Raw genomic sequence first — 11,992 nt, 5'->3', positions numbered from 1 at the left:
GGAAGCGGACCGCCCATGACGCTACTGGACGCCCTGCAGCAGCCCGGCCTGCTGATCGCCGCGATCTTCCTGCTGGGTCTCGCCGTCGGAAGCTTCGTCAACGTGGTCATCCTGCGCGTGCCGGTCATGCTGGAGCGGGGCTGGCAACAGCAGGCCCGCGAGATCCTCGACCTGGATCCCGGCGATGGGGCCGCCAAGGAGCGCTTCGACCTCGTCGCGCCCGGCTCCCGCTGCCCGAGCTGCGGCCGATCGATCCGCCCGTGGGAGAACATTCCGGTGGTCAGCTGGATCCTCCTGCGCGGGCGCTGCCGCGGCTGCGGCACCGCCATCAGTCTCCGCTACCCCGCCGTCGAGCTGGCCACCGGCCTGCTCTCGGCGGCAACCGCCTGGCACTTCGGCTGGGGCCCCGAGCTCGTCGCCGCGCTGGTGCTCACCTGGACCCTGATCGCGCTGTCCGGCATCGATCTGGACCATCACCTGCTGCCGGATGCCATCACACTGCCGGTGCTGTGGCTCGGCCTGGGCATCAGCCTGGCCGGCCTGTTCACCGGCGTCGCCGACGCGGTCATCGGGGCCATGGCCGGCTACCTGTCCCTGTGGCTGGTGTTCCACGTCTTCCGCTGGGTCACCGGCAAGGAAGGCATGGGCTACGGGGACTTCAAGCTGCTGGCCCTGCTGGGCGCATGGCTGGGCTGGCAGGCGCTCCCGGTGGTCGTTCTCCTGTCGTCGCTGGTCGGTGCCGTCACGGGGATCGTAATGATCGCGGCACTGGGGCGGGACCGGCAGTTGCCCATTCCGTTCGGTCCGTACCTTGCCGCGGCGGGCTGGCTTACCTTACTGTGGCGGGATGACATCATAGCGGGGTACTTGCGCTGGGCCGGCCTGGGCGGCTGACGCGCGCGACGCCCGGGAGGGAATGCATTTGCTGGTTGTCGGTCTCACCGGTGGTATCGCCAGCGGCAAGACAACGGTCTCCGGCCTGTTCGCCGAGCTGGGCGTCCCCGTGGTCGACGCCGATGTCGTCGCCCGGCGCGTGGTGGAACGCGGCCAGCCGGCACTGGGCGAGCTCGCTGCGGCCTTCGGCGAGGACATCCTGACCGCCGACGGCGTCCTCGACCGCGGGCGCCTGCGCGAGAAGGCATTCACCGATACCGCGGCCCGTGAACGCCTGGAGGCGATACTCCACCCGCGCATCCGTGAATGGATGGAAGCGGAAATCGCCGCGGCGGACGGGCCCTATGTCATCCTTTCGGTGCCGCTGCTGGTGGAAGGCGACCTGCTTCAGCGCGTCCATCGCGTACTGGTGGTGGACGTACCCGAGGCGGTGCAGCGCGAGCGCCTGATCCAGCGCGACGGCAGCACGCCGGAGCAGGCGGAGGCGATTCTGGCCGCGCAGTCGTCGCGCCGCAACCGGCTGCAGCACGCCGACGATATCATCGACAATACCGGCGACCGGGAGGCGCTGCACCAGCGCGTCCGTCGCCTGCACCAGGACTATCTGGCCCTGGCCGCCGAGTACGACGGCAGCGACGGGGCCGCGGAGGGTTGATGCTTGAAGAACAAGCCAGTGGCAATAGCTCGGTCACCTTCGAGCAACCGCTGAACGAACGGATTCGCACGCTCATGCGCCTGGAGCACCTGTTCGCCCAGGCCCGGTTCGCCGTGTCCGGCGAGACCCCCTGGCACAGCCGCCTGGCAGTCAGCACGCTGGGCGAGATCCTGGACATCTTCGGCCGTGGGGATCTCAAGACAGAGCTCATCAAGGAGCTCGAGCGGGTCACGAGCATGCTCCGGCGCCTGGAGGAGCGCCCGGGCGTGGATACCGACCGGCTGCATCATGTACTGGACCGTTGCCGCACCCTCACCGAGCGGCTCGGCGGTCACACGGGGCAACTGGGATCGCTGCTGCGGCAGGACGACCTGCTGTCCAACATCATGCAGCGCAGCGGCATCGCCGGCGGCACCTGCGCCTTCGACATGCCCCGCTACCACCGCTGGCTGTCCCGCCCGGCGGAAGCCCGGCAGCAGGACCTGGAAGCATGGTTCAGCAGTATCGACACCGTCCGGGATGCCACCGAGACGGTCCTCGAGCTGCTGCGTGACAGCGCCATTCCCCGCGAGTGCTGCGCGCGCAACGGCATCTATCAGCGCAACCTGGACAAGAGCACGTCCTACCAGCTGGTGCGGGTGGACCTGCCGCTGGACAGCCGCCGCTTCCCGGAGATCAGCGGCACCAAGATGTTCATCACCGTGCGTTTCATGGAGCAGGTCACCACCGCCGACCGCCCGCACCAGGCGGATGAGGACGTCAACTTCGTCCTCCAGCTGTGCGTTCTCTGAGTCATCGGGCCGTTTGTCATGACCGACCGTAACGTTCCCTGCCCCGTCTGCCGCACCCTGGTGAACTGGGACTCTCCGGAGGCCCACTGGCGCCCGTTCTGCAGCGAGCGCTGCCAGACCATCGACCTGGGCGGCTGGCTGCAGGAGGAGAACCGCATTCCCGGCGTGGAGGTCCCCGAGGAGTTCCTGGACGAGCTGGATACCGGGGACGAGTCCGCCAACGAGTAGCGCCGGCGTTGTGCCCGGACGGGTCGCACGCGGCGGAGCGGGCGGCCCGCCCTAGGCGGGGTCCGGGCGGGCCGACCGGCTCTGCCACAGCCCGCGGATGGCTGCCACGCCCTGGGCCCGGCACTCGCGCAGCTGCGGCAGGTCTTCCGGCCCCAGGCCGCCGAGGGCGTAGACCGGCACGGGCACGTCGGCGATCAGCCGGCGGAAGCCGTCATCGCCGAGCGGGGCGCGCTCCGGGTGGCTGGGCGTCGGCCGCACCGGCCCGAGCACGGCGAAGTCCACATCCAGGGCCACGGCACGCGCCAGCTCCCGTTCGTCATGGCAGGAGGCGGCGACCAGATGGCCCGCGGGCAGCGGCCGCTCGCCCAGGTCGTCGAGATGGGCGGCCGGCAGGTGCACGCCCGCGCCCAGCTGCCTGGCGAGCGCTACGTCGCCGTTGATCAGCAGGCGACTGCCGTACTCCCGGGCCAGGGCGACGGCGTCCGTCGCCAGGCGGCGCCGCACCGGCTCGGAGACACCGGGCACCCGCAGCTGGACCAGGCGCGCACCGGCCGCCATGCATTGCCGCAGATGGTCCAGAAAGGCGGATGCCTGCTCCGCCGTGGTATCCGGAGTAACCAGGTAGGTTTCCGGAAGCATGGCCGCGGCGACGATGGCACCGTTGGCATCGGGAAAGCGATACCGGGGCAGGTCCCGCGGGTCCACCCAGCGCAGGGGCTGGTCCTCCCGCCCGTGGGGCGTGCCCTGGAACCGGCGCACCTCCCAGGTATCCAGCAGCACGGTCTGGTCCGGGTAGTGCCAGGGGATGCGGATCAGGGGGCGCATCTCCAGGGGGCGGATGCCGAGCTCCTCGTCGAGCTCCCGGGCCAGCCCGGCCCGGACCTCCTCGCCCGGCTCCAGCTTGCCGCCGGGAAACTCCCAGCGCCCCCCCTGGTGACGGTGCTCCGCGCGGCGGGCCACGAGGACCCGGCCGTCGGGCTGACGGATCACCCCCACGGCCACGTGCACGCAGCCGGTCATGTCACGTCCGGTATTCCGCATTGATGCGGACGTACTCGTAGGAGAAATCGCAGGTCCACACCGTGGCCGCTGCCTCGCCGCGCCCCAGCTCCACTGTCACGGTCACCTCCTCCCGGGCCATGCGCGCCGCCGCCGCCTCCTCGCGGTAGTCCGGCGCACGGCCGCCGTCCCGGGCGATGCAAAGGTCGTCCAGCCAGATGGCCACCCGGTCGACGTCCATGTCGTCGATCCCCGCGCGACCGATGGCCGCGAGGATGCGCCCCCAGTTGGGATCGCCGGCGAAGAACGCGGTCTTCACCAGCGGCGACTGGGCGACGGTAAAGGCGACGGCCTCCGCCTCGCGCTCGTCCCGCGCCTCGTGGACCGCAATGGTGATGAACCGCGTGGCCCCTTCGCCGTCCCGGACGATGGCCTGGGCGAGCTCCCGGCAAAGGCTGTCGAGGGCGTCCCGGAAGCGCTCGGCGTCCCCGGAGCCGGCCGGGACGGCAACGCCGCTCGCCCCGGTGGCCGCCAGCACGCAGGCATCGTTGGTCGAGGTGTCGCCGTCGACGGTGATGCGGTTGAAGCTGCGGTTCACCGCCGGGGCCAGCAGCGCCTCCAGGTGATCCCGGGCGATGTCGGCGTCGGTGGCGACGAAGGCCAGCATGGTCGCCATGTCCGGCCGGATCATCCCGGCCCCCTTGGCCATGCCGGTCAGCGTCACGGTGCCGCCGGACAATGCCACCCGGCGCGACGCCCCCTTGGGCACTGTGTCGGTGGTGAGAATCGCCGGCGCCGCCGCATCCCAGCCGCTGCCGGCCAGGTTCACCAGGGCATCGGGGACGGCATCGACGATGCGCTGGACGGGCAGGGGCTCGCCGATGACGCCGGTGGAAAACGGCAGCACCTCCTCGGCACGGACGCCGGCTTGCCGGGCGACGGCGGCGCAGCAGGAACGGGCGTCGTCCAGGCCGCGCTGGCCGGTGCCGGCATTGGCGTTGCCGGTGTTGACGAGCAGGTAGCGGCTCCCCGCCGCCGCCATGTGCTCGCGGGCGACATGCACCGGCGCGGCGCAGAACCGGTTGCGGGTGAATACCGCCGCCAGCGTGCTGCCCGGGGCCAGCTCCATGAGGACCAGGTCCCGCTGGCCGGGCTTCTTGATCCCGGCAGCGGCCGTCCCCAGGCGGACCCCGGCGACAGGCAGCATTTCCGGGTGGGCGGGCAGACCGATGGCCATGGTAGCGCCCCTAGCTCAGCTGGCCGCAGCAGTGCTTGTACTTCTTGCCGGAGCCGCACGGGCACGGCTCGTTGCGCCCCACCTTGCGGCCCTCGCGCACGAAGGTGTCGGCGGTCGCCGCGGCAGTCTCGCCCTCGGCGGCCGCGCCGCCGCCGGCCCGGGCGGCCTCGGCCTGCTCCGCCCGGGCCAGGGCGCTTTCACTGTCGGCGTGCTGGGCGCTCACGTCCGCCCGGTCCTGGGGCCGCGGCTGCTCGGCCTCGGCCCGGTCCACATCCTCGGGCTCGCGCACGCGCACGCGCTGGAGCACGCTGACGACCTCGCGCTGGATGTTCTCCAGCATCGCCGAGAACATGTTGAAGGCGTCCTTCTTGAACTCCTGCTTGGGATTGCGCTGGGCATACCCGCGCAGGTGGATGCCCTGGCGCAGGTAGTCCATGGCCGCCAGATGCTCCTTCCACTGGCTGTCCAGGACCTGGAGCATGACCACCTTCTCGAAGCGCCGCAGGGCATCGGCCCCAACCTGCTCCTCCTTCTCCCGGTACGCCTCCTCGGCGCGCTCCAGGATGCGCTCGCGCAGCGGCTCCTCGTGCAGGTCGTCCTCGTTGTCGAGCCACTGGCGAATGGGCAGCTCCAGGGCGAAGTCGCGGGCCAGCCGCGCCTCCAGGCCGTCCGGATCCCACTGCTCGTCGATGCTGCCCGGGGGGATGTACTCGTCGATGACGCGGTTGAGCACGTCCCGTCGCATGACCTGGACGGTCTCGCTGAGGTCGTCGTCGGCCATGAGCTCCTGGCGCTGGCGGTAGATCACCCGCCGCTGGTCGTTGGCGACGTCGTCGAACTCCAGCAGCTGCTTGCGGATGTCGAAGTTGTGCCCTTCCACCTTGCGCTGGGCGTTCTCGATCACCCGCGAGACCATGCCCGACTCGATGGCCTCGCCCTCCTGCATGCCCATGCGCTGCATGAGGCTGGACACCCGCTCGGAGGCGAAGATCCGCAGCAGGCTGTCCTCCAGGGACAGGTAGAACCGGGTCGAGCCCGGGTCCCCCTGGCGGCCGGAGCGCCCGCGCAGCTGGTTGTCCACCCGGCGGGACTCATGGCGCTCGCTGCCGATGACGTGCAGGCCGCCGGCCTCCACCACGCGGCGGTGGCGCTCCTCCCAGTCGGCGCGGACCTTGTCGCGCTCGGCCTCGGTGGCGTCCTCGCCGAGCTCCGCCAGCTCGGCATCCAGATTGCCGCCCAGGACGATGTCGGTACCGCGGCCGGCCATGTTCGTGGCGATGGTCACGGCGCCGGGCTCGCCCGCCTTGGCGATGATGGTCGCCTCGCGCTCGTGCTGCTTGGCGTTGAGCACCTCGTGGGCAATGCCCGCCTCGCGCAGCCGCTGGGAGATCACCTCGGAGACATCGATGGACGCGGTACCCACCAGGATGGGACGGCCGGCGTCGCGGTTGACCTGGATGTCCTCGATGATGGCGTTGATCTTCTCGTCCTGGGAGAGGTAGACGAGATCGTGGTAGTCCTCGCGGATCATGGGCTTGTGGGTGGGGATGACCGCCACCTCCAGCCCGTAGATGTGCTGGAACTCGTAGGCCTCGGTATCCGCCGTGCCGGTCATGCCGGAGAGCTTGTCGTACAGCCGGAAGAAGTTCTGGAACGTGATGGAGGCGACGGTCTGGTTTTCCTTCTGGACCGATACCCCTTCCTTGGCCTCCACCGCCTGATGCAGCCCGTCGGACCACCGGCGCCCGGGCATGGCGCGGCCGGTGAACTCGTCGACGATCACCACCTGGTCGTCACGCACCAGGTACTGGTCGTTGCGATGGTAGAGGTGGTGCGCGCGCAGCGCGGCGTTGACGTGGTGGAGCAGGCCGATGTTCCGCGGGTCGTAGAGGCTGTCGCCCTCCTGCAGCAATCCGGCCTCGGTGAGCAGCTCCTCGACGCGGTCGTGACCCTCCTCGGTGAGATAGGCCTGGCGGGATTTCTCGTCCAGCCAGAAATCCCCCGGCCCCTCTTCCTCCTCCTGGCGCGTCAGGCTCGGGATGAGCGTATTGATGGTCTCGTAGAGCTGGGAGCTCTGCTCGGCGGGCCCGGAGATGATCAGCGGCGTCCGCGCCTCGTCGATGAGAATGGAGTCGACCTCGTCGACGATGGCGAACGACAGGTCCCGCTGCATGCGGTCTTCCAGCCGGAACGCCATGTTGTCGCGGAGATAGTCGAAGCCCAGCTCGTTGTTGGTCGCATAGACGATGTCGCAGGCATAGGCCGCCTGCTTGTCCTCGTGGGCCATGCCCGGGACCACGACGCCGGTGGCCAGCCCCAGGAAGCCGTAGATCCGGCCCATCCACTCGGCGTCACGCCGCGCCAGGTAGTCGTTGACGGTGACCACGTGCACGCTGCTTCCGCCGAGCGTGTTCAGGTAGGCCGCCAGGGTGGCTACCAGGGTCTTGCCCTCGCCGGTCTTCATCTCGGCGATGCGCCCGGAGTGAAGCACCATGCCGCCGATGAGCTGCACGTCGAAATGGCGCATGCCCAGCACGCGGTTCGCCGTCTCGCGCACGGTGGCGAAGGCCTCCGGCAGCAGATCGTCGAGACTCTCCCCCTGGGCGTGGCGCTCGCGGAACTCGTCGGTGCGGGCCTGCAGCTGCTCGTCCGTCAGCGCCTGGACTTCCGGCTCCAGCGCGTTGATGCGCTCCACCGTCTTCCACAGCTTGCGGAGCTGGCGCTCGTTGCGCGTACCGAAAACCTTCTTGGCGATTGCACCTAGCATAGGGTCCTTCTCGATGACAGTGTGGGCGCGGGACGCGTTCCCCGGCGGTATCCCGACTTCGCGGCATCTCCGGTGCCACGGGTCGGCATCCCGGGCGAGCTCTGGCATGCTCACCGGCCGGCATGACGCCGGAATGACATCCACGACGACGGGGGTAGCCCGTCGAAATGCCGTATCATACCTGATTACCCGGGAAACTTCAGGCGTAGGGGGACACCGCATGGGCGACGGCAGCAACGGACCGAGGCGCGTCGGCGGTACGCTGAAACAGGCCGGCGGCACCGTGGGCGACCTGTATGCGCACGCACGGCGGTTGCGCGAGCGCGAGCAGCTGCTGGCCGGCGAGCTCCCCGGGGAGGCCAGGGAGCACGTACGTCTCGCCCGGCTGGATCACGACGAGATGCTCCTGCTGACGGACCGCCCCGAATGGCGTCACCGGCTGCGTTACCTCGCGCCGCGGCTGCAGGATGTGGTGGAACGGCAGGCGGGCTTCCGGCCGCGGCAGGTGACCGTGCGCGTCGGTCAGCTGCCGGAACGCACCCGGCAGACGCCGCCGCGCACCCTGTCGCCGGCGGCCGGCCGGACGCTGGCCTCGGCGGCCGCCCACATGCCGGACCCGCGGCTGGCCGCCGCCCTGGAGCGGCTGGCCTCGCGCACGCCGTCCGACGACACCGACAACGACTGACGGCTACGTCCTGAAAGGTTTCGTAAGGAAACGCTGGATCATTCCCGCGTGCTTCGGCGCACCGCAGCGGTCGCCGGCCGGAAACGCGCGGGAGGCGTCCAGCGTCGCCTTAGCTCGTCGCGGGCGCGGACAGCGGCTGATCGAAGGACAGCGGTGCGGGCTCCTCACCCTCGAAGGTCACCGTCTCCCAGGCCGTGGCGTCCGCCAGCAGGGCCCGCAGCAGCATGTTGTTCAGGTGGTGGCCGGACTTGTAGCCGCTGAACGAGCCGATGACGCTGTAGCCGAGCTGGTAGAGATCGCCGATGGCGTCCAGGATCTTGTGCTTGACGAACTCGTCCCGGTAGCGCAACCCGTCCTCGTTGAGGATGCGGTAGTCGTCGACCACGATGGCGTTGTCCAGGCTGCCCCCCAGGGCCAGGCGGTTCGCCTGCAGCGTCTCGATGTCGCGCATGAAACCGAACGTCCGGGCCCGCGAGATCTCCTTGACGAACGACGTGGCGGAGAAGTCCACGGACGCCTGCTGCATGCCGGAGTCGAACACCGGGTGGTCGAACTCGATGGTGAAGTCCACCTTGAAGCCGTCGAACGGCTCGAAACGGACCCACTTGTCGTCGTCCTCTACCATGATGGGCTTGCGGATCCGCACGAAGCGCTTGGGCGCATCCTGCTCCTGGATACCGGCGGACTGGATCAGGAACACGAAGGGCCCGGCGCTGCCGTCCATGATCGGGACCTCGGCATTGCTGAGCTCGACGATGACGTTGTCGATGCCCAGCCCCGCCAGGGCCGAGAGCAGGTGCTCGACGGTGGCGACACGCACGCCGTCCCGCACCAGGCAGGTGGATAAAAGCGTATCCCCGACATTCTCCGGGTGGGCGGAGATCTCCCACGACTCGTCCAGATCCGTGCGCCGGAACACGATCCCTGAGTTGGCGGGCGCCGGCAGCAGGGTCAGGTAGACCTTCTCCCCCGTGTGCAGGCCAACCCCGGTCGCCCGAATGACGTTCTTCAATGTACGCTGGCGAACCATGGCAGCGATATACTCCTTCCCCGGCCCGGAAACCGGGCTCGTTGTCACGGATCCGGACCTCGGATCAACCCTTCCCGGAATGGCGCGTCATTGTACTGTAATGCGTGTCTTTTGCATACTGCAGCGCAACATAACAGGCCGCCGGGTCGGCTGCGGCCTGCATGGTAGCGCGGTGCGGCACCGCCGCACGTGCAATGGTTCACACAATCGTCATGCGCGCCAGCCGGGATCTCAGTCGGCCTGACGCCGCAGGAACGCCGGAATGTCCAGGTAGTCCATGTCGCCGGACTCCCCGTACTTGTCGTTCGCTGCCTTCTTGCGGGCGGCGGCCGGCTTCTCCAGCTCGTCGTAATCCACCTCGCCGGAGGCCTTCTTCACCGTCCGCAGCTGCGGCGTCTTGTTGTCGTCGGACTTCGTCTGACCCAGGCCGGTCGCGACCACTGTGACCCGCAGCTCGTTCTCGAGTTCCGGATCGATCACGGTACCGACCACCACGGTGGCATCCTCGGAGGCGAATTCACGAACGGCCTGGCCCACCTCGTCGAACTCGCCGATCCCCAGGTCCATGCCCGCGGTGACGTTGACGAGAATGCCGTTGGCCCCGTGCAGGTTGAAGTCCTCCAGCAGCGGACTGGAAATGGCCCGCTCCGCCGCCTCGCGGGCACGACCCTCGCCCGAGGCGGCGCCGGTGCCCATGACCGCCATGCCCATCTCGGACATCACGGTGCGGACGTCGGCGAAGTCCACGTTGATGAGCCCCGGCCGGGTGATGAGCTCGGCAATGCCGCGCACCGCCCCCAGCAGGACGTCGTTGGCCGCCTTGAACGCATCCAGGAGCGTCAGGTTGCGGCCCAGCTCGCTGAGCAGCTTCTCGTTGGGAATGGTGATCAGCGAGTCCACCGTGCGGCTGAGCTCCTCGATGCCTTCCTGGGCGACGCGCATGCGCTTGCCCCCCTCGAAGGGGAACGGCTTGGTCACCACGGCGACGGTGAGAATGCCCATCTCGCGGGCGATGTCCGCCACCACCGGTGCCGCGCCGGTGCCGGTGCCGCCGCCCATGCCGGCGGTGATGAACACCATGTCCGCCCCTTCCAGGGACTCGGCGATGCGTTCGCGATCCTCCACGGCGGCGTTGCGGCCCACGTCCGGGTGCGCGCCGGCACCCAGGCCCTTGGTGATGTTGCTGCCCAGCTGCAGCACGGTCTTCGCCGAGGTGTTCTTCAACGCCTGGGCGTCGGTGTTGGCGCAGATGAAGTCCACGCCCTCGATGTCCGCGGCGACCATGTGCTGCACGGCGTTGCCGCCGCCGCCACCGACACCGATGACCTTGATGACCGCGTTCTGGCTGAACGAATCCATGAGTTCAAACATGGCACTGCCTCCTTCTCACTGTGTGCCGTGACGACCTTTTGCCGTCACGGACCCGACCCGAACTCGACAGGGATCCGCCGGACCCCTAGAAATTCCCCTGAAACCAGTTCTTCATGCGCTCCCAGAGGGCACTGGCACCCTCGTTCCTGTCATAGTCCACGGCCGTGGGATGCCCCCGGCGACCGGCACCGAAGTGCAGCAACCCGACGCCCGTGGAGTACACCGGGTTGCGGACCACGTCCGAGAGCCCGGTGACGTTCTGCGGTACGCCGATGCGCACCGGCATGTGAAAGACTTCCTCGGCCAGCTCGATGGCGCCCTCCATCTTCGAGCTGCCGCCGGTAAGGACGACGCCGGCGGCGATCAGGTCCTCGAAGCCGCTGCGGCGCAGCTCCTGCTGCACCAGCGTCATGAGTTCCTCGTAGCGCGGCTCCACCACCTCGGCCAGGGTCTGGCGCGACAGCCTGCGGGCCGGCCGGTCGCCCACGGACGGGACCTCGATGGTCTCGTCGGCGCCGGCCAGCTGGGACAGCGCGCAGGCGTACTTCACCTTGATCTCCTCGGCGTGCTGCGTGGGCGTGCGCAGCGCCACGGCGATGTCGTTGGTGACCTGGTCGCCGGCGATGGGAATGACCGCCGTATGGCGGATGGCGCCGTCGGTGAACACGGCGATGTCCGTGGTGCCGCCGCCGATGTCCACCAGGCACACGCCCAGCTCCTTCTCGTCCTCGGTGAGAACGGCGTGGCTGGAGGCCAGCTGCTCGAGGATGACGTCGTCGACTTCCAGGCCGCAGCGGCGGATGCACTTGACGATGTTCTGCGCCGCACTGACCGCGCCGGTGACCATGTGCACCTTGGCTTCCAGGCGCACGCCGGACATGCCGATGGGCTCGCGGATGCCCTCCTGGCTGTCGATGATGAATTCCTGGGGCAGGATGTGGAGGATCTTCTGGTCCGCCGGGATGGCCACGGCCCGGGCGGCATCGATCACCCGGTCCAGGTCCGCCTGGCCCACCTCCTTGTCGCGAATGGCCACGATGCCGTGGGAGTTCAGGCTGCGGACGTGACTGCCGGCGATGCCGACGTACACGGAATGGATCTGGCAGCCGGCCATGAGCTCGGCCTCTTCCACGGCCCGCTGGATGGACTGGACCGTGGACTCGATGTTGACCACCACCCCCTTCTTCAGGCCGCGCGACGGATGCGAGCCGATGCCGCTGATCTCCACCTCGCCACTGGCGCCGACCTCGCCCACGATGGCGACGACCTTGGACGTGCCGATGTCCAGGCCGACCAGCAGACTCTGTTCCGTTTTCTTCGTCATGCTCGCGTCCT

At 69.1% G+C, this 11,992-nt stretch carries 11 protein-coding genes; 5 read left to right on the top strand and 6 right to left on the bottom strand.

What is annotated here, in order from left to right:
• Window positions 1-15: 15 nt before the first annotated feature.
• Genes QWY84_RS07410 through QWY84_RS07395 form a run of 4 tightly spaced genes read left to right on the top strand, consistent with a single transcriptional unit; the run spans window position 16 to window position 2,568 of the window.
• Window positions 16-894, top strand: coding sequence for a prepilin peptidase (locus QWY84_RS07410; protein WP_290201934.1), 879 nt, complete (start codon window positions 16-18; stop codon window positions 892-894).
• A gap of 22 nt (window positions 895-916) precedes the next feature.
• Entirely contained in the window at window positions 917-1,549 is a 633-nt protein-coding gene (gene coaE / locus QWY84_RS07405) for a dephospho-CoA kinase (RefSeq protein ID WP_290201933.1), read from the top strand.
• A complete protein-coding gene (zapD, locus tag QWY84_RS07400) occupies window positions 1,549-2,340 on the top strand; it encodes a cell division protein ZapD (protein ID WP_290201932.1) in 792 nt (263 codons plus the stop codon). Before coaE ends, zapD begins: the two co-directional genes overlap by 1 nt.
• Window positions 2,341-2,358: 18 nt before the next feature.
• Window positions 2,359-2,568, top strand: coding sequence for a DNA gyrase inhibitor YacG (locus QWY84_RS07395; protein WP_290201931.1), 210 nt, complete (start codon window positions 2,359-2,361; stop codon window positions 2,566-2,568).
• A gap of 51 nt (window positions 2,569-2,619) precedes the next feature.
• Here QWY84_RS07395 and QWY84_RS07390 read toward each other — a convergent pair whose 3' ends face one another.
• The 3 genes from QWY84_RS07390 to secA are packed head-to-tail and all read right to left on the bottom strand — an operon-like array spanning window position 2,620 to window position 7,571.
• Window positions 2,620-3,588: a Nudix family hydrolase gene (locus tag QWY84_RS07390; RefSeq protein ID WP_290201930.1), complete on the bottom strand. Its 969-nt coding sequence runs from the start codon at window positions 3,586-3,588 to the stop codon at window positions 2,620-2,622.
• Between the two features lies 1 nt (window position 3,589).
• Window positions 3,590-4,804 carry a bifunctional glutamate N-acetyltransferase/amino-acid acetyltransferase ArgJ gene (gene argJ / locus QWY84_RS07385; protein ID WP_290201928.1) on the bottom strand — a complete coding sequence of 405 codons (1,215 nt, stop codon included), beginning with the start codon at window positions 4,802-4,804 and terminating at the stop codon, window positions 3,590-3,592.
• Between the two features lie 10 nt (window positions 4,805-4,814).
• Window positions 4,815-7,571, bottom strand: a complete 2,757-nt coding sequence (gene secA, locus QWY84_RS07380) for a preprotein translocase subunit SecA (RefSeq protein WP_290201926.1) — start codon at window positions 7,569-7,571, stop codon at window positions 4,815-4,817.
• A gap of 220 nt (window positions 7,572-7,791) precedes the next feature.
• Here secA and QWY84_RS07375 point away from each other — a divergent pair, with 220 nt between their 5' ends.
• On the top strand, window positions 7,792-8,256 hold the full coding sequence (locus QWY84_RS07375) for a DciA family protein (protein ID WP_290201925.1): 465 nt from the start codon (window positions 7,792-7,794) through the stop codon (window positions 8,254-8,256).
• Window positions 8,257-8,365: 109 nt separating this feature from the next.
• Here the strand turns inward: QWY84_RS07375 and lpxC are convergent, their stop codons facing one another.
• The 3 genes from lpxC to ftsA all read right to left on the bottom strand — a co-directional run bounded on the left by lpxC (window position 8,366) and on the right by ftsA (window position 11,981).
• A complete protein-coding gene (lpxC, locus tag QWY84_RS07370; RefSeq protein ID WP_290201924.1) occupies window positions 8,366-9,286 on the bottom strand; it encodes a UDP-3-O-acyl-N-acetylglucosamine deacetylase in 921 nt (306 codons plus the stop codon).
• A gap of 231 nt (window positions 9,287-9,517) precedes the next feature.
• Complete coding sequence (gene ftsZ / locus QWY84_RS07365) at window positions 9,518-10,657, bottom strand: cell division protein FtsZ (RefSeq protein ID WP_290201922.1); 1,140 nt, start codon at window positions 10,655-10,657, stop codon at window positions 9,518-9,520.
• Window positions 10,658-10,742: 85 nt separating this feature from the next.
• Entirely contained in the window at window positions 10,743-11,981 is a 1,239-nt protein-coding gene (ftsA, locus tag QWY84_RS07360) for a cell division protein FtsA (protein WP_290201920.1), read from the bottom strand.
• Between the last annotated feature and the right edge of the window lie 11 nt (window positions 11,982-11,992).

This window comes from Aquisalimonas lutea, assembly GCF_030409225.1.
Taxonomy (GTDB): Bacteria; Pseudomonadota; Gammaproteobacteria; order Nitrococcales; family Aquisalimonadaceae; genus Aquisalimonas; species Aquisalimonas lutea.
Note: the sequence above shows the minus strand (reverse complement) of the source record. Positions and strands in the feature narration are given on the sequence as shown.

What these genes read in the sequence shown, in the direction of transcription:
- QWY84_RS07410 (WP_290201934.1), top strand. Translation starts at nt 16, where the DNA reads ATGACGCTACTGGACGCCCTGCAGCAGCCCGGCCTGCTGATCGCCGCG.
- QWY84_RS07375 (WP_290201925.1), top strand. Translation starts at nt 7,792, where the DNA reads ATGGGCGACGGCAGCAACGGACCGAGGCGCGTCGGCGGTACGCTGAAA.
- ftsA (WP_290201920.1), bottom strand. Translation starts at nt 11,981, where the DNA reads ATGACGAAGAAAACGGAACAGAGTCTGCTGGTCGGCCTGGACATCGGC.
- QWY84_RS07395 (WP_290201931.1), top strand. Translation starts at nt 2,359, where the DNA reads ATGACCGACCGTAACGTTCCCTGCCCCGTCTGCCGCACCCTGGTGAAC.
- secA (WP_290201926.1), bottom strand. Translation starts at nt 7,571, where the DNA reads ATGCTAGGTGCAATCGCCAAGAAGGTTTTCGGTACGCGCAACGAGCGC.
- coaE (WP_290201933.1), top strand. Translation starts at nt 917, where the DNA reads ATGCATTTGCTGGTTGTCGGTCTCACCGGTGGTATCGCCAGCGGCAAG.
- zapD (WP_290201932.1), top strand. Translation starts at nt 1,549, where the DNA reads ATGCTTGAAGAACAAGCCAGTGGCAATAGCTCGGTCACCTTCGAGCAA.
- argJ (WP_290201928.1), bottom strand. Translation starts at nt 4,804, where the DNA reads ATGGCCATCGGTCTGCCCGCCCACCCGGAAATGCTGCCTGTCGCCGGG.
- ftsZ (WP_290201922.1), bottom strand. Translation starts at nt 10,657, where the DNA reads ATGTTTGAACTCATGGATTCGTTCAGCCAGAACGCGGTCATCAAGGTC.
- QWY84_RS07390 (WP_290201930.1), bottom strand. Translation starts at nt 3,588, where the DNA reads ATGACCGGCTGCGTGCACGTGGCCGTGGGGGTGATCCGTCAGCCCGAC.
- lpxC (WP_290201924.1), bottom strand. Translation starts at nt 9,286, where the DNA reads ATGGTTCGCCAGCGTACATTGAAGAACGTCATTCGGGCGACCGGGGTT.